The 26,951-nt window shown below is 52.4% G+C and carries 29 protein-coding genes and 1 tRNA gene; 25 read left to right on the top strand and 5 right to left on the bottom strand.

The features are described from left to right. The first annotated feature begins 151 nt into the window (after nt 1–151). From IAG03_RS07040 to dnaJ, 7 genes are all read left to right on the top strand, one after another. On the top strand, nt 152–1,234 hold the full coding sequence (locus IAG03_RS07040; protein WP_249319433.1) for a sodium ion-translocating decarboxylase subunit beta: 1,083 nt from the start codon (nt 152–154) through the stop codon (nt 1,232–1,234). 22 nt (nt 1,235–1,256) lie between these two features. Beyond that, a complete protein-coding gene (locus IAG03_RS07035) occupies nt 1,257–1,463 on the top strand; it encodes an OadG-related small transporter subunit (protein ID WP_249319408.1) in 207 nt (68 codons plus the stop codon). A gap of 40 nt (nt 1,464–1,503) precedes the next feature. Further along, nucleotides 1,504–2,943 (top strand): proline--tRNA ligase, encoded by a 1,440-nt coding sequence (gene proS / locus IAG03_RS07030; protein ID WP_249319407.1) that lies wholly within the window; start codon nt 1,504–1,506, stop codon nt 2,941–2,943. Nucleotides 2,944–3,287: 344 nt separating this feature from the next. Beyond that, nucleotides 3,288–4,319, top strand: a complete 1,032-nt coding sequence (gene hrcA / locus IAG03_RS07025) for a heat-inducible transcriptional repressor HrcA (RefSeq protein WP_249319405.1) — start codon at nt 3,288–3,290, stop codon at nt 4,317–4,319. A gap of 40 nt (nt 4,320–4,359) precedes the next feature. Beyond that, nucleotides 4,360–4,929: a nucleotide exchange factor GrpE gene (gene grpE / locus IAG03_RS07020; RefSeq protein ID WP_249319403.1), complete on the top strand. Its 570-nt coding sequence runs from the start codon at nt 4,360–4,362 to the stop codon at nt 4,927–4,929. 58 nt (nt 4,930–4,987) lie between these two features. Beyond that, nucleotides 4,988–6,832, top strand: a complete 1,845-nt coding sequence (gene dnaK, locus IAG03_RS07015) for a molecular chaperone DnaK (RefSeq protein ID WP_249319401.1) — start codon at nt 4,988–4,990, stop codon at nt 6,830–6,832. Between the two features lie 84 nt (nt 6,833–6,916). Further along, on the top strand, nt 6,917–8,071 hold the full coding sequence (dnaJ, locus tag IAG03_RS07010) for a molecular chaperone DnaJ (protein ID WP_283243045.1): 1,155 nt from the start codon (nt 6,917–6,919) through the stop codon (nt 8,069–8,071). A 506-nt stretch (nt 8,072–8,577) separates the two neighbouring features. On the opposite strand, the gene IAG03_RS07005 is transcribed toward dnaJ, so the two are convergent. The 5 genes from IAG03_RS07005 to IAG03_RS06985 all read right to left on the bottom strand — a co-directional run bounded on the left by IAG03_RS07005 (nt 8,578) and on the right by IAG03_RS06985 (nt 14,194). Continuing rightward, nucleotides 8,578–9,483, bottom strand: coding sequence for an SGNH/GDSL hydrolase family protein (locus IAG03_RS07005; protein ID WP_249319399.1), 906 nt, complete (start codon nt 9,481–9,483; stop codon nt 8,578–8,580). A 128-nt stretch (nt 9,484–9,611) separates the two neighbouring features. Next, complete coding sequence (locus IAG03_RS07000) at nt 9,612–11,249, bottom strand: MBOAT family O-acyltransferase (RefSeq protein WP_249319397.1); 1,638 nt, start codon at nt 11,247–11,249, stop codon at nt 9,612–9,614. 1 nt (nt 11,250) lies between these two features. Next, nucleotides 11,251–11,481: a phosphopantetheine-binding protein gene (locus IAG03_RS06995; RefSeq protein WP_249319396.1), complete on the bottom strand. Its 231-nt coding sequence runs from the start codon at nt 11,479–11,481 to the stop codon at nt 11,251–11,253. A 2-nt stretch (nt 11,482–11,483) separates the two neighbouring features. Next, entirely contained in the window at nt 11,484–12,677 is a 1,194-nt protein-coding gene (locus IAG03_RS06990) for a diaminopimelate decarboxylase family protein (RefSeq protein WP_249319394.1), read from the bottom strand. After that, the gene (locus IAG03_RS06985; RefSeq protein WP_249319392.1) at nt 12,674–14,194 is read right to left on the bottom strand and encodes an amino acid adenylation domain-containing protein; all 1,521 of its coding nucleotides are present in this window, start codon (nt 14,192–14,194) and stop codon (nt 12,674–12,676) included. Before IAG03_RS06985 ends, IAG03_RS06990 begins: the two co-directional genes overlap by 4 nt. A 257-nt stretch (nt 14,195–14,451) precedes the next feature. Here IAG03_RS06985 and ytaF point away from each other — a divergent pair, with 257 nt between their 5' ends. From ytaF to IAG03_RS06895, 18 genes are all read left to right on the top strand, one after another. Then, nucleotides 14,452–15,096, top strand: coding sequence for a sporulation membrane protein YtaF (ytaF, locus tag IAG03_RS06980; RefSeq protein ID WP_249319391.1), 645 nt, complete (start codon nt 14,452–14,454; stop codon nt 15,094–15,096). A gap of 67 nt (nt 15,097–15,163) precedes the next feature. Beyond that, nucleotides 15,164–15,667: an HD domain-containing protein gene (locus tag IAG03_RS06975; protein ID WP_249319390.1), complete on the top strand. Its 504-nt coding sequence runs from the start codon at nt 15,164–15,166 to the stop codon at nt 15,665–15,667. A gap of 57 nt (nt 15,668–15,724) precedes the next feature. Continuing rightward, a tRNA-Ile gene (locus IAG03_RS06970) sits at nt 15,725–15,801 on the top strand. Between the two features lie 314 nt (nt 15,802–16,115). Next, entirely contained in the window at nt 16,116–16,382 is a 267-nt protein-coding gene (locus IAG03_RS06965) for a hypothetical protein (protein ID WP_249319389.1), read from the top strand. Between the two features lie 2 nt (nt 16,383–16,384). Continuing rightward, the gene (locus IAG03_RS06960) at nt 16,385–17,389 is read left to right on the top strand and encodes a stage III sporulation protein AA (RefSeq protein ID WP_249319388.1); all 1,005 of its coding nucleotides are present in this window, start codon (nt 16,385–16,387) and stop codon (nt 17,387–17,389) included. Beyond that, on the top strand, nt 17,304–17,786 hold the full coding sequence (locus IAG03_RS06955) for a stage III sporulation protein AB (RefSeq protein WP_249319387.1): 483 nt from the start codon (nt 17,304–17,306) through the stop codon (nt 17,784–17,786). The genes IAG03_RS06960 and IAG03_RS06955 overlap by 86 nt, the downstream gene beginning before the upstream one ends. A gap of 20 nt (nt 17,787–17,806) precedes the next feature. Next, nucleotides 17,807–18,001 (top strand): stage III sporulation protein AC, encoded by a 195-nt coding sequence (gene spoIIIAC / locus IAG03_RS06950; protein ID WP_249319386.1) that lies wholly within the window; start codon nt 17,807–17,809, stop codon nt 17,999–18,001. Beyond that, nucleotides 17,998–18,387, top strand: a complete 390-nt coding sequence (locus IAG03_RS06945; RefSeq protein WP_249319384.1) for a stage III sporulation AC/AD family protein — start codon at nt 17,998–18,000, stop codon at nt 18,385–18,387. Before spoIIIAC ends, IAG03_RS06945 begins: the two co-directional genes overlap by 4 nt. Next, the gene (locus IAG03_RS06940) at nt 18,384–19,553 is read left to right on the top strand and encodes a stage III sporulation protein AE (RefSeq protein WP_249319382.1); all 1,170 of its coding nucleotides are present in this window, start codon (nt 18,384–18,386) and stop codon (nt 19,551–19,553) included. The genes IAG03_RS06945 and IAG03_RS06940 overlap by 4 nt, the downstream gene beginning before the upstream one ends. After that, nucleotides 19,550–20,053, top strand: coding sequence for a stage III sporulation protein AF (locus IAG03_RS06935; RefSeq protein ID WP_249319381.1), 504 nt, complete (start codon nt 19,550–19,552; stop codon nt 20,051–20,053). The genes IAG03_RS06940 and IAG03_RS06935 overlap by 4 nt, the downstream gene beginning before the upstream one ends. After that, complete coding sequence (locus IAG03_RS06930) at nt 20,019–20,564, top strand: stage III sporulation protein AG (protein WP_249319379.1); 546 nt, start codon at nt 20,019–20,021, stop codon at nt 20,562–20,564. The genes IAG03_RS06935 and IAG03_RS06930 overlap by 35 nt, the downstream gene beginning before the upstream one ends. A 22-nt stretch (nt 20,565–20,586) precedes the next feature. Further along, on the top strand, nt 20,587–21,198 hold the full coding sequence (locus tag IAG03_RS06925) for a SpoIIIAH-like family protein (RefSeq protein ID WP_249319378.1): 612 nt from the start codon (nt 20,587–20,589) through the stop codon (nt 21,196–21,198). A gap of 374 nt (nt 21,199–21,572) precedes the next feature. After that, entirely contained in the window at nt 21,573–21,980 is a 408-nt protein-coding gene (gene nusB, locus IAG03_RS06920; protein WP_249319376.1) for a transcription antitermination factor NusB, read from the top strand. Beyond that, complete coding sequence (locus tag IAG03_RS06915; protein WP_249319374.1) at nt 21,973–22,932, top strand: tRNA (adenosine(37)-N6)-threonylcarbamoyltransferase complex transferase subunit TsaD; 960 nt, start codon at nt 21,973–21,975, stop codon at nt 22,930–22,932. The genes nusB and IAG03_RS06915 overlap by 8 nt, the downstream gene beginning before the upstream one ends. Beyond that, nucleotides 22,905–24,146 (top strand): exodeoxyribonuclease VII large subunit, encoded by a 1,242-nt coding sequence (gene xseA, locus IAG03_RS06910; RefSeq protein WP_249319372.1) that lies wholly within the window; start codon nt 22,905–22,907, stop codon nt 24,144–24,146. The genes IAG03_RS06915 and xseA overlap by 28 nt, the downstream gene beginning before the upstream one ends. Continuing rightward, on the top strand, nt 24,124–24,342 hold the full coding sequence (xseB, locus tag IAG03_RS06905) for an exodeoxyribonuclease VII small subunit (RefSeq protein ID WP_249319370.1): 219 nt from the start codon (nt 24,124–24,126) through the stop codon (nt 24,340–24,342). The genes xseA and xseB overlap by 23 nt, the downstream gene beginning before the upstream one ends. Then, nucleotides 24,320–25,207 carry a polyprenyl synthetase family protein gene (locus IAG03_RS06900; RefSeq protein WP_249319368.1) on the top strand — a complete coding sequence of 296 codons (888 nt, stop codon included), beginning with the start codon at nt 24,320–24,322 and terminating at the stop codon, nt 25,205–25,207. The genes xseB and IAG03_RS06900 overlap by 23 nt, the downstream gene beginning before the upstream one ends. Nucleotides 25,208–25,292: 85 nt before the next feature. Next, a complete protein-coding gene (locus IAG03_RS06895; protein WP_249319366.1) occupies nt 25,293–26,891 on the top strand; it encodes a M23 family metallopeptidase in 1,599 nt (532 codons plus the stop codon). Nucleotides 26,892–26,951: the final 60 nt, after the last annotated feature.

The raw sequence follows: 26,951 nt of genomic DNA, 5'->3' as shown, positions 1-26,951 counted from the left end.
TTCAGGGAAAAATATAGTTGAAAATTATTGCTGATCCCTTTATAATAGACAGAGATTTTGAATTAAATTTGTCCGGAAAGGAAGGAATATCGCGTTGGAGGAATTCCGATTTTTAACGGATGGTGCATCGTATATTCTGCAGCATCCCAAAATGATTGTTATGTGGCTTGTCGGCGGGCTGCTGATCTGGCTGGCGCTCAAAAAAGATTTTGAGCCGGCACTGCTCTTGCCGATGGGGTTCGGTGCGATTCTGGTCAATCTGCCGCTGCCCGGCGTTTTAGGAGACAATGGGATTGTGCAGTGGCTGTTTCGGATTGGAATTGAGGCATCGGAAGCGTTTCCGCTTCTTTTGTTTGTTGGTATCGGTGCGATGATCGATTTCGGACCATTGCTTTCCAATCCCAAAATGCTTTTGTTCGGCGGCGCGGCACAGTTTGGCATTTTCTTTACCGTCTTGCTTGCGGTATTGCTTGGATTCCCGCTGAAAGACGCCATGTCCGCGGGGGTTATCGGCGCAGCAGACGGTCCAACCTCTATTTTGGTGTCGCAGGAGCTGCAAAGTACCTATATGGGCGCAATTGCAGTGGCGGCATATTCGTATATGGCTTTGGTGCCGATCATTCAGCCGATGGCAATTAAACTGGTAACGACGAAAAAGGAACGCCAGATCCGGATGCCGTATCATCCGCAGTCGGTTTCCAAAACCACGCGGATCCTGTTCCCGATTATCGTTACGCTCATTGCAGGCCTGATTGCGCCGACTTCTGCGGCGCTTGTCGGATTTTTGATGTTCGGAAACCTGATCCGGGAGAGCGGAAAACTGGAAAGCCTTTCGCAGACCGCACAGGGACCGCTTGCAAATTTGATTACGATTTTCCTCGGCGTCACAATTGCGTTCCAGATGCAGGCGGACAAGTTCCTGAATTGGGGAACACTGCTGATTATGGCGCTGGGCCTCTTTGCGTTCATCTTTGATACCGTCGGCGGTGTGCTGTTTGCAAAGCTGCTCAATCTCTTTACACCGGCCGGCAAGAAAATGAACCCGATGGTCGGCGGCGCAGGAATTTCCGCATTCCCGATGAGCGCGCGTGTCATTCAGAAAATGGCGCTCAAAGAGGACAATCAGAACCACCTGCTGATGCATGCGGTCGGCGCAAACGTCGCAGGACAGATCGGTTCGGTCATTGCCGGCGGAATTATTCTTTCCATTGCCCAGGCATGGGGCCTGATGTAACGGGAAACAGGAGGAAAATAAAATGCAACTGCTGAACCAACTGATGTATCTGCTTTCTGTGTGGTATCAAACGGTTCTTGGAGAAGTCACCGACGAAAATGTCTACAAGGCGCTCGAACTGATGGGCAAAGGCATGCTGGGAATTTTTGTCGTCATCGTCATCATTTATCTTGCGATTGTAATCTTAAATAAAGTAACGGCAAAGAACGATTCAGAGAAGAATCAATAAGGGAAAAAGGAGGCGCGCGCAGATTTGCGCGGAGAGAGTTATGGCAGAGCAGAAAAAAATGGTGGAAGCCATTACGCCAATGGATGAAGATTTTGCGAAATGGTATACCGATATTGTAAAAAAAGCGGAACTGATGGATTATTCCAGCGTTCGGGGCTGCATGGTGATTGAGCCGTATGGATATGCCATTTGGGAAAACATACAGAAAGATCTGGACACGCGGTTTAAAAAGACCGGACACGTAAACGTGTATATGCCGATGCTGATTCCGGAGAGCCTGCTTCAGAAGGAAAAAGACCATGTCGAAGGCTTTGCACCGGAGGTTGCCTGGGTAACACAGGGCGGCGGTGAAAAACTTGCGGAACGGCTCTGCATTCGTCCGACCAGCGAGGTGCTGTTCTGTGAGCATTATCAGAAGGTCATCAATTCCTATCGCGATCTTCCGAAGCTGTATAACCAGTGGTGTTCGGTAATGCGCTGGGAAAAGACGACCCGTCCGTTCCTGCGCTCTTCGGAGTTCCTCTGGCAGGAGGGCCATACGATGCATGAAACAGCAGAAGAAGCGCGGGAAGAAACGCTGCGGATGCTGCATGTCTACGCAGATTTTTATCGGGAGTCTCTCGCGATTCCTGCGGTCATTGGACGCAAAACAGAGAAAGAAAAATTTGCAGGCGCACTGGAAACCTATACTGTTGAACCGATGATGCACAACGGCGTGGCGCTGCAGGGCGGTACTTCCCACTATTTCGGGGATGGCTTTGCAAAGAGCTTCGGCATTACATTTACCGGCAGAGATAATACGCTTCAGCATCCGCATCAGACTTCTTGGGGCGTGTCTACCCGCATGATCGGTGCGATTATTATGGTGCACGGCGATGACAACGGTTTGGTTCTGCCGCCGGCGATTGCGCCGATTCAGGTCGCGATTGTCCCGGTTGCGCAGCATAAGCCCGGTGTGCTGGAGAAAGCGCGGGAGCTGCAGGCGCAGCTTGCTGAAACGTATCGCGTAAAACTGGATGATTCCGCACAATCTCCTGGATGGAAATTCAGTCAGTATGAGATGCTCGGCGTGCCGCTGCGGCTGGAAATCGGACCGAAGGATATCGAGAAAAATCAGTGTGTTCTGGTTCGGCGCGATAACCGCGAGAAGATTTTTGTGCCGCTTGACCGGCTGTCGGAAGCAGTTGCAGAGGGCTTGCAGGCCGTATACGACGGGATGTATGCAAAAGCGCTGGAGAATCTGAAGGCTAAAACACATTACGCGCACAATCACGAGGAATTCTTGGATATCGCCAAGAATAAACCGGGATTTATCAATGCAATGTGGTGCGGCGACACCGCGTGCGAAGAAAAGCTGAAGGAAGAGACCGGCGGTGTGAAATCGCGCTGCATTCCGTTTGAAGAGGAACACATCAGCGATGTTTGCGTTTGCTGCGGCAAACCAGCCAAACATCATGTGGTTTGGGGTCGCCAGTATTGATCTTCCTTAAACCGGCCGGCTGAAAGGCTAAAACATACAGGCTGCTTGAATCCGCAAATAGAGCTTTTATCGTGAAACAGGCAGGATGCTTTCGAAACTGAAAGCATCCTGCTTTTTGAATTTGGCGCGAAACCGGGCGGAAATGCAGAAGCATCGGTGCGTTTCCAGCGCATGTGAAAGAAAATTGGCGAAAACGGCCGTTTTGTATAAGAAGTGCGGTGCTCCTTCATAAATCTTTTACATTTATCATCTTGACAAAATCGGATGTAAATGGTAAATTAAAAGCATAGTTTAGCACTCTAGATAAAGGAGTGCTAAACCGGCCGCGAGCGGAGGTGAGCGGAATGGAATTGAGTGAACGAAAACTAAAAATTCTCGCAGCGATCGTTTCTTCGTATATTGAAAACGGGGAACCGGTTGGGTCAAAATCGATTGCTTCTGATCTTGGCGTCTCCTCTGCTACGGTGCGGAACGAGATGGCGGATTTGTCGGAGCTTGGTTTTTTGGAGCAACCGCACACGTCGGCCGGAAGAATTCCTTCTCAGCGCGGATACCGCCTTTATATCGATCACATGATGGAAAAAAAGCCGGTTACAGAGCGCGAGAAGAATTATATGGATTCCGCCCTGCATGCAGGCGCTTACGATCCGGACCGGCTTCTTCTGAATGTCTCGAAAGTTCTCGCGGCGATCACAAAGCTGGCCGCTGTTTCGACAACACCGAGCGGAAATATGGCCGTTGTCCGGGCAATTCAATTTGTGCAGACAAGCCGGCGGACCGCGATGATCGTTCTGATGTCCTCTGCAGGTACCATGAAAACACGGGTGTTCCACTGTGACTTTGATCTGACGCCGGAAATTTTACGGATCTTTTTCCGCGTTTTCAATGAACGTCTGGCCGGAAAGCCCGTTTCTTCCATTACACCGGCCTTCATTCAGACACTGGGCGCCTCCCTGGGGGAAATGATGCTCTTGATGTCTTCGGCGCTGATGGCGCTTTTAGAGGTCGCGAACGATACGCTGGAGACGGATGTTTGTCTGGACGGACAGGTCAACCTTCTGTTTTATCCGGAGTATGGCGGCGCCAAGGCGTTCGCAATGATGCAGTTTTTGGAGCGTTCCCGTGAGGTTGCGCGTCTGCTTTTGAATCAGCCCGGCGAGATGCAGGTGCTGGTTGGTGCAGAAACCGGCCGCCCGGAACTTGCAGAATCCGGCGTTGTGATCGCACGGTATGCGATTGGCGGCGAAGATGCCGGCGCAATCGGCGTGATTGGGCCGATGCGGATGGACTACAGCAAAACGATTGCAAATCTGGAATATCTTTCCCACTCGGTCGGAACCTGTTTAACGCAGCTGATGCGGGAAGAATCTTACTGAATAAAAAGCGCGTGCGCTTTACCGAAAGGAGTTGCCAGCGTTGGCGAAAAAGAATGAGGAGAAGCGAATGCCGGAGGAGCCGGTGCAAGAGGAGCCAAGGCAGGAGGCCGAAAAAACGGCGGAGCCTGCAGCGGAAAAACCGGAGCAGCAAGCATCGGACGCACTCCGTGTGAAGGCAGAGAAATTGGAGGAGGAGCTCAAAACGTTAAAAGAGCAGCACCTCCGGACGCTTGCAGAATATGATAATTTCCGGAAACGAACGGAACGGGAAAAGGCGGGCATCTACAATGATGCAACCATCGCAGCCATTTGTGCGCTGCTTCCGGTAGCCGATAATCTGGATCGGGCGTTGGAACAGAAAGAATGCAGCGCGGAAGATCTCCGGCGCGGTGTGGAGATGGTCTCCAAACAGCTGGTTGATTCCCTGAAAAAACTCGGTGTCGAAGAGATGGCGGGCGTAGGGGAAGAATTTAATCCGGATCTGCACAATGCAGTTTCTCATATTGAAGATGATACGCTGGATGAAAATGTCATCAGCGCGGTATTCCAAAAGGGATATCTTCTGGGCGACAAGGTTGTTCGCCACGCGATGGTGCAGGTAGCAAACTGATTTTTTAAATTTACCCGTTTGAATCGGATCGAATATTTGATTTTTGGAGGAATGAATTATGGCAAAGACAATTGGAATTGACTTAGGAACAACAAACTCTTGTGTGGCTGTTATTGAAGGCGGAGAACCGGTCGTAATCGCAAATGCAGAAGGCGCGCGTACAACGCCGTCTGTTGTGGCTTTTTCCAAAACCGGCGAGCGCATGGTCGGCCAGGTTGCAAAGCGTCAGGCAATTACAAACCCGGATCGTACCGTTTCTTCCATCAAGCGTGAGATGGGCACCAACTACAAGGTGACAGTCGACGGCAAAAACTACACGCCGCAGGAAATTTCCGCAATGATTCTGCAAAAGCTCAAGAGCGATGCAGAAGCGTATCTCGGCGATACCGTGACCTCTGCGGTCATTACGGTTCCGGCTTACTTTACGGACGCACAGCGCCAGGCAACAAAGGATGCCGGTAAGATTGCGGGTCTTGATGTCAAACGAATCATCAATGAACCGACAGCTGCGGCGCTTTCCTACGGAATCGACAAGGGCGACGACCAGAAAGTCATGGTTTATGACCTTGGCGGCGGTACGTTCGATGTCTCGATCATTGAAATGGGCGATGGCGTGCAGGAAGTTTTGGCAACAGCCGGTAACAACCGCTTGGGCGGCGATGACTTCGATAAGCGCGTGATGGACTGGATTGTTTCGTCCTTTAAGACGGAGACCGGAATTGACCTGAGCGGCGACAAGATGGCAATGCAGCGGCTCAAAGAAGCGGCAGAAAAGGCCAAGATTGAGCTTTCCGGTATGACATCGGTTTCGATCAACCTGCCGTTTATCACAGCGGATGCAACCGGCCCGAAACATCTGGATCTGACACTTTCCCGTGCGAAATTCAATGAGCTGACAGCGGATCTGGTTGAAAAGACCATGGGCCCGGTTCGTCAGGCGCTCAGCGATTCCGGCCTGAGCATCTCTCAGATTGACAAAGTTCTTCTGGTTGGCGGTTCTACGAGAATCCCGGCTGTTCAGGAAGCAGTGAAAAGCTTTATCGGCAAAGAGCCGTTTAAGGGAATTAACCCGGATGAATGCGTTGCAATCGGCGCGGCGCTGCAGGCTGGTGTTCTCGGCGGCGAAGTACAGGGCTTGCTGCTTCTGGATGTTACACCGTTGTCTCTCGGCGTTGAGACGATGGGCGGCGTGATGACCAAGATCATCGACCGCAATACGACCATCCCGACGAAGAAGAGCCAGATCTTCTCTACGGCGGCAGACGGCCAGACGCAGGTTGAAGTCAACGTCCTGCAGGGCGAACGGGAATTTGCGCGTGACAATAAACAGCTCGGCCTGTTCCGTCTGGACGGCATTGCGCCGGCTCCGCGTGGAATCCCGCAGATCGAAGTTACCTTTGATATCGATGCAAACGGGATTGTCAATGTCTCGGCAAAGGATATGGGTACCGGAAAAGAGCAGAAAATCACCATTTCTTCGAGCTCCAACATGAGCAAAGAAGATATCGACAAGGCTGTCAAAGATGCAGAACGCTTTGCTGCAGAGGACAAAAAGCGCCGCGAAGAAGTGGACGCCAAGAACAATGCGGAAAACCTCTGCTATGCGGTAGAAAAGCTGATTACAGACAGCGGTGACAAGCTGGACGAAGCGGATAAAACCGATCTGAATGCCAAGGTTGCATCTCTCAAGGAAGCCATGAATGCGAATGACACAGAGCGCATGAAGAGCGGAATGGAAGACCTGCAGAAAGCAATGTATGCTGCCAGCGAGAAGCTGTATAAGAATGCGGCTCCGCAGCAGGATCCGACGGCTGGTGCAGGCGGCGCGGGCAACGTGCCTCCGCAGGGCGACAACAATGTGTATGACGCGGAATACACGGATGTCGACGACAACAACAAGTAAAAAGTGCAATCGTGAGAATCGGTTGAATTCGGGCTTCAGGGGCGGTTTCGCCTCTGGAGCCTGTGAAAAGTGGAGTGATTTTGTTTGGCAGATAAAAGAGATTACTACGAGGTCATGGGCATCCCGAAAAATGCAACGGACGATGAAATCAAAAAGGCCTATCGAAAATTGGCCAAGCAATACCACCCCGACTTGAACCCTGGAGACAAGACGGCGGAAGCAAAGTTCAAGGAACTCAACGAAGCCTACGAGGTGCTTTCGGATAAAGACAAGAAAGCCCGGTATGACCAGTTTGGCCACGCCGGCGTGGATCCGAATTTCGGCGGCGGCGCTGGTGGCGGCGATCCGTTCGGCGGCGGATTTGGCGGTGTCGATTTCGGGGATATTTTCGACAGCTTTTTCGGTGGCGGATTTGGCGGTCGGCGCCAGTCCAATCCGAATGCGCCAAGACGCGGGAGCGATGCGGAAGCCGTGCTCAATATTTCCTTTGAAGAAGCGGCGAAGGGCTGCAAAAAGAGTATTACGTATCCGCAGATCGAGGTCTGCAAAACCTGTTCTGGAACCGGGGCCGAGAAGGGAACCTCTCCTAAAACCTGTCCGCAGTGTAATGGAACAGGGCAAGTCCGGATCAATCAGCGTACCCCATTTGGCGTTGTCCAGAGTTCCCGTGGCTGTGACCGCTGCGGGGGCCGCGGAAAAATTATCGAAAAGCCCTGCCCGGATTGCCGTGGAACGGGTCATCTGCGCAGACAGAAGACCATTGAGATTTCTGTTCCGGCAGGAATCGACAACGAAGGCATCCTCAATGTCAGTGGAATGGGCAATGCCGGTGCAAACGGCGGACCGAGCGGCGATTTGCATGTGTATGTGAATGTTCGCCCGCATCCGATTTTTGAGCGGAAAGGCTATGACGTCTGGTGTGAGATGCCGATCACCTTTGCACAGGCCGCTCTGGGCGCTGAGGTGACGGTGCCGACGCTGGACGGCCGCGTCAGCTATCGGATCCATGAAGGCACTCAGCCGGGGGACATTTTTAAACTCGCCAAAAAAGGAATTCCGCATGTAAATGGCCGTGGCCGCGGAGACCAGTATGTGCAGGTAACGGTAGAAGTACCGAAAAACCTGACGGCCCGGCAGAAAGAGCTCTTGCAGGAATTTGATGCAAACGGCGCAGAAGAAAAGAACTATCAAAAACGCAGCAAGTTTTTCCAAAAACTCAAGGAAATGTTTGGAGACTAAGTGTTTTTTAAAATAGAAGACTCCCGCAGAAGGGCACACAGTAAAAATGTGTTCTGCTGGAGTCTTTTTGTTTTGTAAAAAAAGTAAATCGCGATAGAGGGTTGCGCAGAAAGCGGAATGAGCATCGGAAAAAGACATCGTGCCGTGAAGCGTGTCAGGCGCGCCGGAGACGGCGTCTGCAAGGGGCATAAGGATTTTCCCCTCGCACAACAAATAAACAGCCCAATACGGTGTGTGTTCCCGGCAAAATAGAAGTGATTTGTATTCAAATGGGAGGAGGATCGTTTGACGGGGGCTCTTGCAGCAGAAAAGAAATGGAGAAGGCCCCGCAGCCCATCCCTTGATAGAAACCATGCAGAGCACGTGGATTGGGACAACACGCAAAACTTTGGGGAGAAGATCGACCGAACAAGCTTAGGCATCCCGTGACATTCTGGCAGATGCAAAAACACCTGACACCGGTTTCCGGCATCAGGTGTTTTGTGATGAAAGGGGTTTGCTTGACTTCAGGGATTTTGCTTGACTTCGCCGCCGGCGGTTCCGTCCATTCCTTCCGTGGCAAGTGCAGTTTCAATTTCTTTGTGATAATTCTTCAAATCGATATCCCACTGCGAGTAGGCTTCTTCACCGCGGTGATCCGGCAAAATGCCGAGATCATGCAGATAGTTTCCGAAGACAGCCGTGGCTTTTTTAGAGCCAAAATAATTCAGATGATCGCCTCGATCCCGTGTATCGGTGTTCCAGTTGATTTTTAATTCATCCTGTAACAGGTTCATATCCAGATACTCAATATCGAGCGATTCCGCAAGCGCGGCAATCGTGTTGTGCCGTTTGTAGTTCCAGTTCTTTGTGCTTGGCGTGCTCAGAAGCATAAACTCTGCGCCGTGATCCTTGCAGAGCTGCGCGATCTGCGCAACGTATTCTGCGTTGTTTCCGGGGATTTTTTCCTTCTTTTCGCTGGGCTTCATATATTTTTTCTGTGCTTTTTTGGTTGCGGATTCTGTTTGCGTGAAGAAGCGGAATCCACGATCCGGTTCTCTGTAAAGATACTGGGTCGGACCGAACGAAAAATCTTCGGCGGTAAGAGATTTCCATCTGTCATGATAAAGAAAGATGGGGAAAGCAGTTTCCGCTTTGGATTTGACCGTCCGCGCAAACGAAATCCGGCGGAAAATCGCATTGGTTTCCAGAACCACAAGTTTCGGGTTCTGGTTTTCCAAAACCTGCTCCACGAACTGTTCCGTATAGTTGAGCCTTTGGGACGGCGTTCCGCAGACATAGCTGGAAATTCCGTAGCTTTCCCAGATTTCCATTGGAGAGATCGAGGAATAGGTTTCACTATCTCCGAAAACCAGAACGTCCAGTGTGTCTTTCGGTTCCGCAAAGACGCCGACGGCCGAAGCGTTTCGCATGCCGGCCTCCTTTGCATTGGTCTTAGGAAGAAAAATGGGGGACAGGAGCGCCAGGAAGCCTAGGAGACCAGCCAGAAATAAGAGGGATCCCAGGAACTTTTTCATTGTGTTTTGCATGGGTCAACCTCCTAAAAATTGGCATAAATCGGGTCGACTGAGACATATCCGTGCCCATACGCGCCGAAGATCAGAACGAACAGGATCCAGGCATACAAAATCGCCCAGCGGGCAACCAGCGGACGGTGTGTGATCCATTCGCGGATGGACTGCCCTTTTTCGTTTAAAATACTGATGACAAAAATGACAGCGACGGTAAAGAGCACGATCGCAATATCATAAAAATCCAGGTTAAACGCTTCTAAGGCCTGTGCATTCAAGGTGGAAAAAGAGAAGTCTGTGACCATCTTTCCGAACATCTGCAAGCCCGCCTGAAGCCCTTCGGCGCGGAAAAACAACTCGCCGATCACAACCAGACAGGTTGTGCGCACGATTTGAAAGCACCGATAGGGAAAATGGTCCCGTTCAATGTGGAGCGCCTTTAGTACTTTTCCGGCAAGCGGCTCGATCATATTGCCGGAGAGAATCAGGACAAAATGATACATACCAAAGAAAATATAGCTCCACGCTGCGCCGTGCCAGAGTCCGTTACAGAACCATACGCAGAAGAGCGCAACCGCGCCTGCGGCAAGCGGTCCGAAGTGATTGCCGACCTTTTTGCGTGCCGCTGAAGTCAGTTTTTTCATCGGGCCGGACATGGTGACCGGATAAAAGATATAATCTTTAAACCAGGTGCCGAGCGTGATGTGCCACCGTTTCCAGAACTCGGAGATGCTTTTGGAAAAGAACGGGCGCGCAAAGTTTTCCGGCATGGTGACGCCGAAAATTTCCGCCGTACCGATCACAGCATCCATCGTGCCGGAAAAATCCATGTAGAGCTGGCAGGTGTATGCGATTGCGCCGAGCGCCACGACACCGCCGTTATAATTTGCGTAGTTCTTAAAAATTTCCGTGATCATCGGATTGAGCCGATCCGCAATCACAAGCTTTTTCATCATGCCAAACAGAATTCGCTGCAGGCCGGAGGTGAAATTTGCAAATTTGATTTGCGGCGCGGCCCAGAGCTGTTCGGCAGTCTGCGCATACCGGCAAATCGGGCCTTCGACGATTTGCGGAAAAAAGCTCATGAAAAGGGCGAGCCGTGCAAAATTCCGATCCGCTTTGATCACGCCGTGATAGACGTCAAATACATAAGAGATTGCCTGCATGGTATAAAACGAAATTCCAATCGGCATGACAAATTTGGGAATGGGAAGGACAGCCGATGTGCGCATGGTATGCAGAAGCGCGTTGACGTTCGAAAGGAAAAACGCGCTGTATTTGAGCGTCAGCAAAATGCCGAGATTGATCAGCGCCGCCAGGAACAGAACCCACCGCTGATAGGTGAGATATCGTTTCTTCAGCGCTTTCTTTTCTTCTTTCGGCAGTTCCTTTGCACGCGCACTGCGTTTTGCCTGCAGCTGACCGAGCCAAAGCCCGCAAAGATAAATGGAGAGCGTGGAAAGAAACAAAAAAGCGACAAGTTTCCCGCTGATCAGCCAAAAGAACCCATAACTTGCAACCAGCATAAAATACCGCCGCAATTTCTGCGGCAGAATACGGTAAACGATGAGTGCAACCGGCAGAAAAATTCCCAGATATGCAATGGAAAAATAAGAGGTCAGCGCGGTAACGCGAAAATTCAGGGCGAATTTCAGGAGATCGGCCATCTTATTCGTCCTCTTGCAGACGTTCTACCATTTTGAGAATTGCTGCAGCAGAGTTGAAGTTTGCCGGAATGATTTCGACGGCCGGGATCGTGATGTCATATTCATCTTCAAGCTCTGCCACGAGCGAAATAATCGATAAGGAATCCAGGCGATGCCCATCGATCAGATCCGTGCAGGTGGCGTAATCAATGTCGGGGTGGATGTCTTCCAAAATTTCAATCAGTCGTTCCATGTTCAAAATCCTTTCTTTCCGTATTGCGGCGTGTTCCATGCCGCAGTTTGTATCGTACTGCGTACTTTCAAAATTTCGCCGTTTTCCAAAATGAGATAAACGGCGGGAAGTTCCCTTGTTAAAAAGAGAGAGATTCCTTCCGTTACACAGTAAGCACCCGTGTTTTCAAAGCGGAGAACGTCCCCAACCTGCAGGGCAGGCAGCAGGACTTGCTTTGCAAGCAGATCGTTCATCGAGCAGAGCGAACCGCAGATGGTCCATTCTGCATCGGGCGGGAGACCCTCTTTGCCGCAGACGGACAGAAACGGGCGTTTCATGGCCATGTACTGCCCGAAATAGGCGATATGATGCATGCCGCCGTCTACGAGCGCATAGTTTTGCCCGTGATTCGTTTTGCAGTCCACAACCGGGGTAAAGTAAAATCCGCAGGAAGCGGCAATACTCCGTCCGAGCTCCAGCGTGATTTTTCCTGCAAACTGCATTTCGCAAAGCGTCTCCGAGAGCGCGGCAAAGTAAGCTTCTTCGTCAAATGTTTCGCCTTCAAAGTAGACAACCGGCGAACCGGTTCCGAATTCAAGCTCTTCGGCGGTGAACTGGAGTTCCGTCTTGAGCCGGAGCAATAAGGCGTCGAGCGCTGCCAGTTCGCGCCGGAGTTTTTTCACCGACTGCTTTTGTGTACCGGAGAAAAACTGCAGGCCCAGAATCCGCAGCGGCGAATCGTTTTCTGTCTGGCGGACAAGCGCAAAGATGTCTTCTTCGTTCATGCCGAACTGGCTGCCGTTTGTCAGCCGGAGCAGAACCGAAATTTGGCGTCCGTTCTCTTTGGCAAGACGGGAAAGCAGCGCATACTGCTCCAACGATTCGATGGTATAGACCGGGCAAAATGCGGGGTCGGCAAGCATCTCCGCCATGACGGACGGCGTCTTGTAAACGCCGGAAACGACGATCTTTTCAGAAGGAATTCCGAGTGTCCGGCAAACAGCAGCCTCGCCGGGAGAGCATACTTCAAAGCGAGCAACCTGATTTTCGAGCTCTTTCGCCAAAAAGAGATTGGCTTTTACAGCGTAGCATAAATCGACCTGTTTTGGCAAGTGACCGGCAATCCATCGGACCCGGTTTTTTAAAATCCCGATATCAAACGCATAAAAAGACCCTTTTTCGGTTTTCAGCAAGGTTTGTATAATCGTGTGATTCAACGTTTCCCACCTCTTGTCATCGCATCGAGCGCTTTGCGGTCAATTTTTCCGTTTTTCGTCAGCGGCATTTCTTCCACCTGCCGCAGAATGCCGGGAATCATAAAGACGGGCAGTTTTTCCTTGAGCGCATTGTGCAGGTCTTTCTTTTCAATGGTTCCGATGTAAAAGCCCTTGAGCCGGCTTTTTTCTTCTTCAAAAATACAGCAGCAGCGCTCAATTCCCGGAATCGCGGACATTGCCCGCTCAATTTCTTCAAGTTCAATGCGGTGTCCCATATATTTGATTTGGAAATCCTTCCGGCCGCAGAAAAGAAGTTCTCCGTCGGCGTTATATTTTCCCAGGTCTCCGGTACGGTAAATGCGCTCCGGGTAACAGGGGTTCAGCGGATTTTGGACAAAAACCGTCTCGTTTTGCTTTGGCGCGCGGTAATACCCCAGCGCAAGACAGGATCCGCGCACGCAAAGCTCTCCGGGCGTGTCCGGGGAAGTAATGCGATGCTCTTCCGCGTCGAGCAGAAAAACATCTTCGTTGGGGAAGGCGCTGCCGATAGGAATCCCCGAAGCGTAGTCCCGTGTGCGGTCAATTTCGTGATAGGTACAGTTACAGGTGATTTCAGTCGGACCGTATAGATTGACAAAGCGCGCCTTTGGCAGATGCTCCATCCAGGAGCGCAGATGCCGCAGCGGCATGACCTCGCCGCTGAACAGAACCTTGTTTACCGTTTGCGGCGTCTTGTAATCCAGACCGTGGAAAGTGCTGATCAGGCACAGCGCGGAGACTGCCCAGATCATGGTGGTGACGCGATGTTCACACAGAAAATCCAGCAGTTCAACCGGCGCAGAGAACAGGCGTCTCGGTACGATGACGAGCATGGCGCCGGTTTTGATTGCAGAATAGATGTCTTTGACGGAAACATCAAAATCAAACGGCGCCTGATTGGCAATGACGTCTGTTTCGGTGATAGAGAACAAATCGGTGAAGCACTCCATGAAGTCGATTACAGAGCGGTGACCGACGACAATGCCCTTTGGGGTTCCGGTGGATCCGGAGGTGAAGTTCACATAAAGCGGATCCGTGTCAAGTGCCTGTGCTCGGATTTTTTGCAAGCAGGCATGTGCGACCGGAGCGGTAGAGAGCGTTTCTTCCAGGAGAATCTGTGCGTCCGGAAACAGCGCCTGCGCCCGGGGGAGAAGGTCGCGATCGGTCACAATGACCGCAGCATCCAGAACAGACTGCACTTGCGTCAGACGAACGTCCGGCAATTCCGGATTGAGCGAAGAATAGAATGCGCCTGCATAAACTGCGCCGAAAAAGGTACACAGCGCGGGGACGCCCTTTTCCAAAAAGACGGCAACCGGCCGGTTCTGGCAATTCTTTTCCGCAAGAGCGCTGCCAATTTTCTGGCTGCGCAAGAGCAATTCTCCGTAGGAAAGCTCTATCTGCCCGTCCGTCACTGCGGGCTTGTCCGGCGCTTTTGCTGCCCGGGACTCCAGATATTCGAGTACATTGCGGGTCATTTGCGATTTCCCCTTTCGTCAGCAAAGCAAAAATATCATTATAACAGAAACACCCCTATTATACCGCAAATGTTGCAAAGGGAAAGGATTTTTTTTCAATTTTAATAGATAATTAAGATTTCAAAACGGCTTTACGATCTTGTCTCGTTCAGGCGGAACTTTTTGGATTGTTTTTTAAAATTCCGCACTTTTTGGCACCAAATAGCCGGAGCGGCATAGAATGCGATAGAAGGCATTTTGGGAAAGGCGGCGGTGCAATGGACGGAGTCTTACAGGGCTTGCCGGAAGCGGCGCTTTTGGTCTTTGCGCTTTCTCTGGATGCCTTTGCTGCAAGCTTTGCTTACGGAACCGACCGGATTCAAATCCCGGTTTCCTCTATGCTCGTCATAAACGGAATCAGTACCGGCATTTTGGCAATTTCCCTGTTTTTGGGCTCTCTGCTGAAGAATGTCCTTCCGGTCAGACTGACAGGCGCGTTGTGCTTTGCGATTCTTTTGATTCTTGGAACAGAAAAACTATGCGACAGTGCGATAAAAGCCTATATCCGCAGCGGCCGGCAGGTACAGAAAAAAGTTTCCTTTTCCTTTTTAAATCTTAATTTCATTCTTCGGGTTTATGCGGACCCCAAAAAAGCAGATGTCGATGCTTCTAAAACGCTGAGTCCGGCAGAAGCGGCCTCTCTTGCAGTGGCGCTTTCTCTGGACGGGCTGGCGGTGGGCTTAGGCGCCGCAATGCATGCGATAAACGGCATCCAGGTGCTCGTACTGTCTCTGGCGATCGGCGCAGCGGCGGTTATGGGCGGAAGTATTTTAGGCAACCGTCTTTCGCGAAAAAGCTCGGTGAATCTTTCCTGGCTGAGCGGAATTTTGCTGATTGCACTGGCGTTTCTAAAATTTCTATAGGGTTTACAGCGCGCGGATTCAGGTGTATAATGAATACAGTTCCATTGCGATTTAGGAGGCGAAATTCGTGCGGAATACGGCGTTAATCAGCGAAATGGTGGACTATGATGCGGGGTGTCCGCAGCGAATTCAGCATTTTTTAAAAGTTTATGCATTTTCGAAAGAACTTGGTATGCTGGAGCAGCTTCCTGCACAGGAACAGCAGATTTTGGAAGCAGCTGCCATTGTCCACGATATTGGAATCCGGAGAAGTCTCGAAAAGTATGGAGACTCAGACGGAAAGCACCAGGAACAGGAAGGCCCGGCAGAGGCGATGCCGCTGCTGCGCAAAGCTGGATACTCGGACGCGGAATGCGACCGGATTTGCTGGCTGATTGCCCATCATCATACCTATAACGCGATTACGGAGCGGGATCATCAGATCCTGGTTGAGGCGGATTTTCTTGTGAACCTTTATGAGGGACAGGCCAGCCTGCAGGCAATAGAGTCGGCCTACCGGAAAATTTTCCGGACAAAAAGCGGCAAACGGCTTTGCAGAGTACAGTTTGGACTTCTCGATTCCGGACATTGAAAAAAAGGCTTGCAAAATCGGAAAAAACATATTATAATTTTCGGAGCAGTATTATGCGGGCCATTAGCTCAGTTGGTTAGAGCTCCCGGCTCATAACCGGTCGGTCCGGGGTTCGAGTCCCTGATGGCCCACCACGTCGGAACGAGTTATGCTCGTTCCGATTTTTTATTGCATAAAATGATTGTATAAAAAACAGTGTTATTCCACGCTCCCTCCTCTTTCGCAAAAATCACGCCTGCTGCGGCGATGCCCCGATGCCCTTAAAACGCGTGCCGCTGCTGCGTGACGCGCACCGCCGGCCTTTCGGCGGAATTTTTCTTTTTCGCCGGATGTTCCGTGTAAGACACACTTTTATAGAATGCCGGGACTTGGCCTTAAAAATAAAAAGCTTTCGATGCCGAAAAGGATCCGGACTCGGATGCCCTTTAGAATAGGTGAAAAGCCCGCTGTGGAACGATTCCATAGCGGGCTTTTTGCTGCTTTTAGCGCATTTTTTCAAGAAATGGAATTTGAGTTGCGGCAGCAATTCCGCGGAACTCAAATTGCATGCCGCTTTTTTAGGCATAAAGCGGCGGCCTTGTCCATACACATGAAACTAGGGTTGTACCGGATGGTTGCGGCAACGCGAACCCAGAACGCTGCGCCCAAGACCCAAACAGCAGTTGCTGCTGATGAAAAACCGGGACAACTGAGAATAAGGAAAAGGAAGATGTGAAAATGGAACTGCGATTTGATTCGGCAGCGGCAGCCTGTGGCCCGCTTGCACCGATGCTGCTTGCTGTTCCGCAGAGTGTGAAGCGGGATGTGCAGGAAATCCGATTTCGGGCGGGCAAACCCATCGCGCTGAGCTTGCCCGGAAAAATTCTTTTTTTAACGGGCCGTGGGGAACTGGTTCATACGGTGACGCCGGGTTGCTTTTTTACGGACAGGCCGATTTTGGAAACGTTGTTTCGGCAGCTTTGCTCATTTTCTGTATATAGCCATCAAAGTGAAATTCAAAACGGCTATATCGCGCTTCGGGGCGGACACCGCGCGGGAATCTGTGGAACGGCGGTCCTCAGCCAGGGGAAAATTTCCGGAATTCGCAACATTTCCTCTATTAATCTGCGAATTGCACGCGAAATTCGGGGCGCGGCGGATGCGCTGGTCGTCAAGGGAGAAGCGCTTTTGGGCGGCCTGCTGCTTGCCGGGCCGCCGTGCTGCGGCAAGACGACAGTCTTGCGGGATCTGGCGCGCCAGCTTTCCGAAGCACGGAAAAAGGTTGCGGTAATCGACGAACGGGGAGAATTTGCGGGCGTCTGGGAAGGCGAGCCGCAAAACGATCTCGGGCCTTGCTGTGATGTGTTGGATGGATATCCCAAACAGGAAGGCATGCTGCAGGCGATACGGGTGCTTTCTCCGGAATTCCTGATTTGCGACGAACTTGGCGGTGCCGGAGAGGTTGAAGCCGTTTTGGAGTCGCTGTACGCCGGCGTTTCTGTTATTGCCAGCCTGCACGCGGGATCGGTACAGGAATTGCTCTGCCGTCCGCAGGCAGCAGCGCTTCTGCAAACCGGTGCGTTTCAGACCGTGGCGCTGATGGATGGCCGTGCTGCACCGGGAAAAATCATCCGGTGGATGAAAGCGGGGGATTTGCTTGAAAACCGTAGGGATTCTGATGGTGATCGCGGCGTGTGCGTGCATCGGCTGGAGCAGGGCGCTTCGGCTCGCGCAGCGGGTTGAGGAGTTGGAACGCTTCCGGGCGTTTTTACAGATGCTCTGTACGGAAATCCGCTTTTCGGCTGCACCTTTGGCGTCTTTAATCCGGCAGCATGCCGAAGAATCGAAGTGGCTGCAAGCCTGTGCAGCACTTCTGGAACAGGGAACTCCGTTTCCGCAGGCATGGCAGCGGGCTTCCCAAACGGCGCCGGTTCCCAAACAGGACCGCATGCTGCTCCGAGAATTTGGCGAAGGCCTCGGCGTCAGTGACGTGGAGGGACAAATTGCGCATTGTACGCTTTATGCCGAAAAACTGGAATTCCTGCTGCGGCAGGCACGGACAGAACAGACGCAGAAGTCGAAGCTGTATGTGACGCTCGGAATCAGCGCTGGCGCGGTGCTGGGGCTGCTGGTGATGTAAAAAGAAGGGACGGAAAAGCGATGGATGTGGATTTGATTTTTAAAATTGCAGCAATCGGCATTATTGTTGCGGTGCTCAATCAGCTTTTGATCCGTTCCGGCAGGGAAGAGCAGGCAATGATGACGACATTGGCAGGGCTCATTGTCGTGCTGATGATGGTCATCCAGGAAATTGACACCCTGTTTTCAACGGTGAAATCCGTGTTCGGCCTATGAATATTTTGGCAGCAGCAGGAATTGCGGTTGTGGCGGCGGCACTCTGTGCGATGCTGCGCCGCTACCATGCAGAATATGCGATTTTGACCGGTGTGGCGGCGGGAATCCTGATTACCGTGGAAATTTTGCGTTCAGTTGCACCCGCCGTGTCGGAACTCTATTCGCTGCTTTCCTCTGTAGACGGCGGCTATCTGCTCATTGTGTTCAAAGCGCTCGGGGTATGCCTTTTGACCCAGTTTTCCGCAGACGCCTGTTTGGATGCCGGAGAAAAGGCGCTGGCGTCGCGCGTGGAATTTGCGGGCAGGATTGCAGTGGTGCTGCTGGCACTGCCGCTGTTTGAAGAGATTGCGGAAGCGGTGCTTTCGTTAACAGGAGCTTCAAAATGAAGAGAACACGAATTTCAAAACACCTGTGCAGATGTTGTTTTGCGGTGCTTTTCTGCTTGCTTTTCGGGAACGGTTCCGTGCTGGCGGCGCAGACGGAACCGGGACTGTCGCCGGATGAAATCTATGCGGAGCAATATGAAGAAAGCGGTGCCGGAGAACTCTTCGGTGCATTGCCGGAGGATACGCAGGGGTCCATGGATCGGCTGGGGGTTTCCGGAGCGGATCTCACAGAGCTGCAGAATTTGAATGCAGAGACCCTCCTTGCGGAAATCGGCTCCACCGCTGCGGATGCGGCAACTGCGCCGCTGCGCTCGGCAGCCGGAATGATCGGGGTGATTTTGCTGTGTGCGCTGGTTTCAGGCGCCGATTTCTCCGGACGGCCGCTCAGCGGCACCATGACGCTGGTCGGAACGCTCTGCGTCTGCACGACGCTGATCCTTCCGCTGACCGCATGTATTGCCGATGCGGCCAAGGTGATTGACGGAGCAGCGGTTTTTACGCTTGCCTGTGTGCCGGTACTGGCGGGATTGCTTGCGGCCGGTGGACAGCCGACAGCCGCGACCTCCTACAGCTTTCTGATGCTGGGTGCAGGAAACGGCATTTCGATTGCTGCTTCGACGCTCATTGTCCCGCTGCTCAATCTTTTTTTGGCGTTTTCCCTGGTTTCAGGAATTTCTCCGCAAATTCGGTTGAAAGGCATTTGCGATGGGTTTTCCCAGGTGGTCAAATGGATTTTGGGATTTGCCACGACCGTATTTTCTGCGGTGCTGGGAATGCAGAGCTTTTTGACCTCTGCCGCAGACGCTGCAAGTGTTAAAACAGCAAAATTTATGGTCAGCAGCTTTGTGCCGGTGGTCGGCGGCGCATTGGGGGATGCGGTGACGACAGTACAGGGCTGTGTCAAGCTGCTCAAGTCCGGTGTGGGTGCGTTTGCACTGCTGGCGGGCGCGGTGATTTTTCTGCCGGTGCTGCTGCGTTGTCTGCTTTGGATTTTAACCTGCCAGATTTGTGCAGGAATGGGGGAGCTGTTTTCCCTGACGGAACTTGCCTCGGTACTGCGGGCCGCAGGAAAAACAATGGGAATTCTGATTTCTGTGATTTTATGCTGCCTTGTCGTGCTGACGGTTTCTTCTGTTTTGGTGATTACAGGAGGTGGTGGAGGATGAATGCGGTTCAAGTTTGGGCGGCAGCGGTATGCAGCGCGGTGCTAGTTGCAGCCTTGTTGCAGTATTTCTCGCCGAGCGGTTCCATGGATCGTGTGTTTCGGATGGTACTTGCAGCATTTGCGGTTTTGAGCTTTCTCTCACCGCTGTCAGCACTACTGCAGTCAGATTTTTCGCAGGAGCTGCGAGCCTTTCAAAGCGGGGCGGCGCAGGCACAGTTTGAGGAGCTTGTGGATACGCAGATCACAGAGGCGCTTTCCGTAAACTTGAAGAGTCTTGTTGCGGCAGAACTTGCCCAGCAGGGGCTTGCGTATCAAAAAATGGATGTAAAGACGGATATTGGAGAGGACGGGCGCATAGTAATAAACAGGATTGTGGTAGTCCTGCCGCGGGAAAATGCGGGGATGTGCCTTTCCGCAGCGGCGCGTCTGGAAAGCGCGCTTGGAATCCGAGCGGAGGTAACGGTAGATGGCGCAGGAGAAACAGGAGAAGACGTTTTTTAAGTGGATCTCAGATCCCGAAAAATGGCGGAAATGGGTGGTGATATTTGGATTAGCGGGAATTGTTCTGATTTTCCTTTCCGGCTTTTTTGGGAAAACCCAAAAAGAGGAAAAAATCGAAAATTCGGAACCGGCGTCTGTGACCACCTATGCGCAGCAACTGGAGGAAAAACTTTGTGGTATGGTCGATGTAATTACCGGACAGAGCGGCGCACAGGTGATTCTGACCATGGAGCGCGGTACCGAGCAGGTTTACGCCACGGAACAGAAAAAGAGCACGGAATCTGCCGGGGAAAAGCAGTCCGATGATACGGAGACCACCTATATTCTGGTGAAAAAGGCGGATGGTTCCCAGACGGCGCTGGCGGTTACGGAACTCGAGCCGGTCGTAAAGGGAGTTGTGGTTGTGTGTCCGAGGGGGGATGAAACAGAAATCCGGCAGAGTATTATTGACGCGCTGACAACGGTGCTGCATATTTCGTCGGCGCGGGTGTGCGTATTGTGTGCAAATTGAAAATTTACGGGAGGCATATCGTATGAAGATCGGAAAACGGCAATTGGTTTTGGCTTCCTTGGTTTTGGCTTTGGGAGCGGCAGTGTATCTCAACTGGGTCTTTTCCGGAGATCAAAAGCTGGTCGCGACGGATGCTCTGACATCGGAAAAGGAATACGGGCAGGCACAGCTGGTGAACGCTTCCGGGGAAACACTGGAAGAATCGGCGCTTTCCCAGGCACCGGAGGAGTCGACGGCGGAAAGCGGAACTGAGCCGGAAACAGCAAGTACGGCCGGAAAAATCCATTCGGCAACGCTTGCAGAGGCACGCCTTTCCCGTCAACAGGCCCGGGACAGCGCAACGGAACTGCTGGAGGATTTCCTGAAAGAGGGTGATGCCAGCAGTGAAGAGCTGAAAGCTGCTGCAGAAAAGGCTGCGGAAATTGCAGATGCAATTTTACAGGAGGATAACATTGAAAATCTGATTAAGGCAAAAGGGTATGAGGACTGTGTGGCAATGCTCGAAAACGGGGAGTGCAATATCATGGTGATGATTGAAACTGCCCAGCCGAACGATGCTGTTGTGATTAAGGATATTGTCCGCGGGCAGACCGATCTTGCATATGATAAAATTAAGATTATTGAGGTCGACTGAAGGAAAGATCCGGGAAACTCCTACTTGTTAAAAGCTGGTTTTGTGGTATAATAACCTTGAAGCACACTGCGCCTGTGCGCAGCGGGCAGCGAACGCTACCCAGACAAAGCTGGCGCTTTGAAGCTTCAGAACATTAAAAAAAGAGCGCATGGCTCTTTTTGCGGTGCCGTGTAGGATTTGGCGGCTGCTTTCGGCATGTTTGCGCATCATTAAGCGGAACGAAGAGTCGGAAAGTGCATCCTGCATTGCACCTGAAAAGAATCGCATGATTTGCTACTATACATAAAAGGATGTTTCCCGGCGTGCAAAGCGGGTTCGGGAAAAAAGCCAGAGCCTGTGTGCGGATAACCATCCGGCGCAGCGAGGGAGGAATTATGAAAAGACGGGAAGAACGCGAGATTGCCTTTGCAATCGGATTTGAACGCAGCGTCACAGGAGAATCAGTTGCGGCGGTGATCGACGGCGCGGAGGATGTGCGGGAATGTGTCATTCCGACGTTCTCCGCTTCTCTGGCGTCTGGAGTGGAACAAAATGAGGCCGAGATCGACGAAAAGATTTCCCGGAATATCCGTGGATGGACAATCGATCGCCTTTCCAAAGTGACGCTCTCTATTTTGCGTTTGGCCATTTATGAAATGTGTTACGAGACAGAAATTCCGGTCAGTGTTTCGATCAACGAGGCGGTGGAGCTGGCAAAGCTCTACGGAGACACAGAGGATGCGCCGTTTGTCAACGGCGTCCTTTCTACGGTTGCGAAGGAGCTGCATACAGATCATGACTAAGGCGGCTCTGGGAATCGATACCAGTAACTATACAACCTCTGCGGCCTTTTATACAGAATCCGGTATTTTGCAAAAAAAGCAATTGCTTTCCGTAAAAGAGGGAGAAGCGGGCTTGCGGCAGAGTGACGCCGTATTTCAGCATGTCAGGCAGCTGCCTGACGTGCTTTCTCCTTTTCTGCAAGAAAAGCCGGAGACAGTCGGTGTTTCCGATCGTCCGCGGGATGCGGAGGGTTCTTATATGCCCTGCTTTTTGACAGGGGTTGGAGCTGCAAGAATGCTTGCGCAGTCGATGGGCGTGCCGCTTTACCGGTTTTCCCATCAAGCCGGTCATATTGCCGCGGCGTTGTATTCTGCTCGCAGAATGGATCTCCTTAACAAGCCGTTTCTGGCTTTCCATGTTTCCGGCGGTACAACAGAAGCGGTTTTGGCGACACCGGGCGGAGACAGGTTGTTTACCGCCGCGCTTGCGGCGGCTTCGCTGGATTTAAAAGCGGGACAAGCTGTGGACCGCTGCGGATTGCTTTTGGGACTGCCGTTTCCATGCGGCCCGGCGCTGGAGCAGCTTGCCTTGCGCTGGGAAGAACCGGTGCGGGTTCGGCCGGTGCTGCGCGGTGCGGACTGTTCTCTTTCGGGCCTTGAAAATCAGTGCAGACAGCTTAGAGAAAAGGACGCGCCCCAAGAGTACATTGCGCGGTATTGTCTGGAATCAATTTTGGCTGCCTTGCGCGGTATGTGCGAAGCGCTGCTCCGGCAGCACGGCGATTTGCCGGTTGTATTTGCCGGCGGCGTGGCCTCCAATTCCATCTTGCGCAAAGCGCTTTCAGAGCGGTTCGGCGCATTGTTTGCGGAACCGGCCTTTTCTGCAGACAACGCGGCCGGAATTGCAGCACTTGCGTCGGTTGCACTGGAAAGGAGGATGCCGCCATGTATCGCGGAACACCCGATATCCTGACTGTATCGCAGTTAAACCGATATGTAAAATCCATCTTGGATGGAGATCCAAATTTGCAGGAAGTCTTTCTCAGCGGAGAAATTTCCAACTTTACCAATCACTATCGTTCCGGACACCTGTATTTTTCTCTCAAAGACAGCAAAAGCGCCATAAAGGCGGTAATGTTTGCTTCCGCCGCGCGCCGTCTGCGCTTTGCGCCGAAGGACGGTATGCAGGTGATTGTCCGTGGAAGAGCGGCGCTTTATGAACAGGGCGGCCAGTACCAATTTTATGTGGAGGAAATGCAGCCCGAAGGACTCGGTGCGCTGAATCTCGCATTTGAACAGCTGAAAGAAAAACTTGCCAAAGAAGGGCTCTTTCAGGCGGAACGCAAACGGCCTTTGCCGCAGTACCCGCAACGCATCGGCGTGATCACCTCTCCGACCGGCGCGGCGGTACAGGACATTCTGCAAATTCTCGCACGGCGGTGGCCGGTGGCGGAAGTGGTGTTTTGTCCGGTTCTCGTGCAGGGCGACGGCGCGGCACCGCAGATTGCAGAAGCGATTCGGCGGTTTAACGCCTGTCATGCAGCAGATGTGCTGATCGTCGGCCGCGGCGGCGGATCGATGGAGGATTTGTGGGCATTTAACGAGGAAGCAGTTGCCCGGGCGGTGGCGGCTTCGGAAATCCCGGTCGTTTCAGCTGTCGGACATGAAACGGATTTTACGATCTGCGATTTCGCTGCGGATCTCCGTGCTCCGACGCCTTCGGCTGCGGCAGAGCTGGTGACACCGGAGATCAGCGAGGAGGCGCTCCAGCTTGCAGCGCTTCACGCCGGTCTGCATGATCGAATTCGATTGCTGGTGCGCGCCGGGCAAGACCGGCTCGCGCAGCTTACCGGAACGCGCGTAATGCGGGATCCGGCGGAACTCATTGAGACGCGCCGGCTGGCGGCGGATCATCTTTCTGCACGGTTTGCGCACGCGGCAAAAGAACGCCTGTCCAATGCGGAAACGGAACTTGCCGATTTTGCGGGCAGACTGGATGCAATGAGTCCGTTAAAAGTTCTGCGGCGCGGATATGCGGTTGTGACAAAATCGGGCGCGGCCGTACGGAAAATCGAAACGCTCTTTCCGGGCGACCGGATTGCGGTGCTGCTTTCCGGTGGAAAAGCTGAATGCAAGGTTGTATCAGTCGAAAAGGAGGCGCAACATGGCGAAAGCAATGACATTTGAAGAGGCCATGCAAAAGTTGGAGGAAATTGTCCGGACGCTGGAAAATGGAGAGAAGTCCCTGGATGAGTCTCTGAAACTGTTTGAAGAAGGAACCAAGCTTTCCGCGTTTTGCTATGAGAAACTGCAAAAGGCGGAGCAGAAAATTACAGAGCTGACAAAGCTGGAGGAAGAACATGCTGGATTGGAATCAAAATGACTTGCAAAAGATTGAAGCGCAACTTGCTGCTTACGTGGAAGATCAGGGAGAGCCGCTGCACACAGAAATTCTTTCCTCTATGCGCTACAGTCTGATGGCAGGCGGAAAACGTCTGCGTCCGCTTTTGACGCTGGCGTTCTGCCGGTTGTGCGGTGGAGAGGCCGAAGCGGCGCTGCCGTTTGCGTGCGCGGTGGAGATGATCCACACGTATTCACTTATTCACGACGATCTGCCCTGTATGGACGACGACGCCATGCGACGCGGCAGGCCGACAAACCACTGCGTTTACGGAGAAGGCCTTGCCGTTGTGGCGGGAGACGCCTTGCAGGCGCTTGCATTTGACGTGATGCTGCGTCCGCAAACTCTGCAGCTCGCCGGTGCGGAACGGGCGGCGAAAGCAGCGCAGATTCTGGCAGAATGCGCAGGCGCCCGCGGAATGTGCGGCGGTCAGGCGATTGATCTGCTTGCAGAGGGAAAGAAAATTTCCATCGAAACGCTCCGGGAAATGGACCGCGAAAAGACCTGCGCGCTGATTGATGCTGCGGTACGGATGGGCTGTGTCGTTGCGGGTGCCAACGAAGAGCAGCTTGCCGCGGCAAAGCGGTATGCAATGGCGCTGGGACTTGCCTTCCAGATCGTCGACGATCTTCTGGATCTTGAAGGCGATGCGGAGATGATGGGAAAGGCAACCGGAAGCGACGCGGCGCATGAAAAATGCACGTATGTTTCGCTTTTAGGAAAATCGCGCGCGGAAGAGCTGGTGAAATCGATGACAGAAGAAGCAGTGGATGCGCTTGCAGCATTCCACGAGGGAACAGAACCCTTAAAAGCGCTTGCACTCGCGCTTGCAAAACGGCAGTCTTAAATTTTTAAAGGATTCGGCAAAAAGTTCTGAATTTTTAAAATGACCCGATGTAGAATGAGAAAAGGCAGGAAAGGAGGCGCGGCAGATGGACAGACGGAACGGCTGGTATCGGTGGATAACTGGATTTGGACTGCGGGTTCTGCGCCGATTGCGCCGACTTGGAAGACGTCTCGCACCGATCCTGCAAAAATTTGCCGGCCTGTTTGGTTTCCTTTACCGGAAAACACTGGGAGACTGGGTCGAAAGCTACCGGAAAAATCGGGCGGCGTTTCGAAAATATCGAAACCAGCGCGGAAAACAGGCAGCGCAGCGTGCGGCTGTGCTCCGAAAGACGCTGGTGTGCTCCGTTTTCAATATGATCATGCCGGTTTTGGCAATTGTCGTGCTTCTGGGAACCATTGCGTATTGGAATCAAATGGCATATGGGCTGTCTCTGGAATGCGAAGGGGAGAATATCGGCGTTTTAGAGGATGAGGCCGTCTTTGAAGAGGCCTCCGATTTGCTGTATCACAAAGTGTCTTATGATGCTGTTTCTCAGACGGCTTTACCGGCAACACCGGTGTTCCAAATACAGCCTGCGATTCATCGGACGTATCTCGACGCAGGCGCTGTTTGCGATACGCTGCTGGAAAATTCGGACAAGATTGTCAAGGCGTCCGGGCTCTATCTCAACGGCAGTCTTTTGGGCGCGGTGACGGATTCTGCAGCGCTCTCTGCCTATCTTCAGGAATTGCTCGATACCGAAAAAACGGCGTATAACGGGGAAGACGCCTGCTTTTTGGAGTCCGTTGAGCTGGTTGAGGGCTTATTTGCCACGGATCATGTAAAATCATTTGCAGAAATCAAGCAGCTGTTGACCGGATCGGTGCAGGAAAAAACGGAATATCGGGCTAAAAAAGGCGACACGGTGGAGTCGGTTGCACAGAAGCAGGCGCTGCCGGTTCTTTTTCTGTCTGAGGACAACGGCGGGATTTCCGGCAAGCTGAAGGCCGGAACCGTCCTGAATATCTGTAAGCGGCAGCAGCTGCTGCATGTTTTGGTGGTGCATTCGGAAACCTATGAGCAGGAGATCCCATATGACACCGTCACAACAGAAGATGATACGCTTTATAGCGATGAAACCATTGTAACGTCTGCGGGAGAACCCGGACGGGAAGAGCGAACGGACCGTGTCTCCTGCGAATGCGGAAAGGAAACAGAGCGGGAAAATATCAAGCGGACGGTGCTGACAAAACCGGTAGCGGAACAGGTGACGGTCGGGACGCAGATTCGGCCAACCGGAGAAGAGCCGGGCGTTGCAAGCGGCGTGTTTTCCTGGCCTGCGCCGACGCTTTGGACTGTGACTTCGGAATATGGTGCGCGTTGGGGAACCGTTCACCGCGGATTGGATATTTCGGGAAGCGGCGCAACCGGCCAGCCGATTGTCGCCTCTGATGCCGGCGTTGTCAGCTGGGTTGCGTTTGACGATTATGGATACGGCTATCACGTGGAAGTCGACCATGGGAACGGATTTGTCACGCGTTACGCACACGCGAGCGATATTGTGGTTACACAGGGCCAGAAGGTGGCGAAAGGCGAGTTGCTTGCCTATGTCGGCAATACCGGCGATTCTCAGGGCGCGCATCTGCATTTTGAAATCATTGACAACGGCACACAGATGGATCCGCGGCTGTATCTCGAATAGGAAATTTGCGCAAATTTTTGGCTTGCCGGTTGTTAGTGTTGACTTTTGCACAGGATTATA

It is taken from the genome of Yeguia hominis (genome assembly GCF_014384705.1).
Lineage (GTDB): Bacteria > Bacillota > Clostridia > Oscillospirales > Acutalibacteraceae > Yeguia > Yeguia hominis.
Note: the sequence above shows the minus strand (reverse complement) of the source record. Positions and strands in the feature narration are given on the sequence as shown.

Bases quoted from the DNA above. Each gene is read 5' to 3' on its own strand.
- IAG03_RS07000 (WP_249319397.1), bottom strand. From the start codon at position 11,249: ATGGCCGATCTCCTGAAATTCGCCCTGAATTTTCGCGTTACCGCGCTG.
- proS (WP_249319407.1), top strand. From the start codon at position 1,504: ATGGCAGAGCAGAAAAAAATGGTGGAAGCCATTACGCCAATGGATGAA.
- IAG03_RS06895 (WP_249319366.1), top strand. From the start codon at position 25,293: ATGGACAGACGGAACGGCTGGTATCGGTGGATAACTGGATTTGGACTG.
- hrcA (WP_249319405.1), top strand. From the start codon at position 3,288: ATGGAATTGAGTGAACGAAAACTAAAAATTCTCGCAGCGATCGTTTCT.
- spoIIIAC (WP_249319386.1), top strand. From the start codon at position 17,807: ATGGATGTGGATTTGATTTTTAAAATTGCAGCAATCGGCATTATTGTT.
- xseB (WP_249319370.1), top strand. From the start codon at position 24,124: ATGGCGAAAGCAATGACATTTGAAGAGGCCATGCAAAAGTTGGAGGAA.
- IAG03_RS06930 (WP_249319379.1), top strand. From the start codon at position 20,019: ATGGCGCAGGAGAAACAGGAGAAGACGTTTTTTAAGTGGATCTCAGAT.
- IAG03_RS06900 (WP_249319368.1), top strand. From the start codon at position 24,320: ATGCTGGATTGGAATCAAAATGACTTGCAAAAGATTGAAGCGCAACTT.
- IAG03_RS07035 (WP_249319408.1), top strand. From the start codon at position 1,257: ATGCAACTGCTGAACCAACTGATGTATCTGCTTTCTGTGTGGTATCAA.
- IAG03_RS06960 (WP_249319388.1), top strand. From the start codon at position 16,385: ATGGAACTGCGATTTGATTCGGCAGCGGCAGCCTGTGGCCCGCTTGCA.
- ytaF (WP_249319391.1), top strand. From the start codon at position 14,452: ATGGACGGAGTCTTACAGGGCTTGCCGGAAGCGGCGCTTTTGGTCTTT.
- dnaK (WP_249319401.1), top strand. From the start codon at position 4,988: ATGGCAAAGACAATTGGAATTGACTTAGGAACAACAAACTCTTGTGTG.
- IAG03_RS06985 (WP_249319392.1), bottom strand. From the start codon at position 14,194: ATGACCCGCAATGTACTCGAATATCTGGAGTCCCGGGCAGCAAAAGCG.
- IAG03_RS06940 (WP_249319382.1), top strand. From the start codon at position 18,384: ATGAAGAGAACACGAATTTCAAAACACCTGTGCAGATGTTGTTTTGCG.
- IAG03_RS06925 (WP_249319378.1), top strand. From the start codon at position 20,587: ATGAAGATCGGAAAACGGCAATTGGTTTTGGCTTCCTTGGTTTTGGCT.
- xseA (WP_249319372.1), top strand. From the start codon at position 22,905: ATGTATCGCGGAACACCCGATATCCTGACTGTATCGCAGTTAAACCGA.
- IAG03_RS06945 (WP_249319384.1), top strand. From the start codon at position 17,998: ATGAATATTTTGGCAGCAGCAGGAATTGCGGTTGTGGCGGCGGCACTC.
- nusB (WP_249319376.1), top strand. From the start codon at position 21,573: ATGAAAAGACGGGAAGAACGCGAGATTGCCTTTGCAATCGGATTTGAA.
- IAG03_RS06995 (WP_249319396.1), bottom strand. From the start codon at position 11,481: ATGGAACGACTGATTGAAATTTTGGAAGACATCCACCCCGACATTGAT.
- IAG03_RS07005 (WP_249319399.1), bottom strand. From the start codon at position 9,483: ATGCGAAACGCTTCGGCCGTCGGCGTCTTTGCGGAACCGAAAGACACA.
- IAG03_RS07040 (WP_249319433.1), top strand. From the start codon at position 152: ATGATTGTTATGTGGCTTGTCGGCGGGCTGCTGATCTGGCTGGCGCTC.
- IAG03_RS06915 (WP_249319374.1), top strand. From the start codon at position 21,973: ATGACTAAGGCGGCTCTGGGAATCGATACCAGTAACTATACAACCTCT.
- IAG03_RS06935 (WP_249319381.1), top strand. From the start codon at position 19,550: ATGAATGCGGTTCAAGTTTGGGCGGCAGCGGTATGCAGCGCGGTGCTA.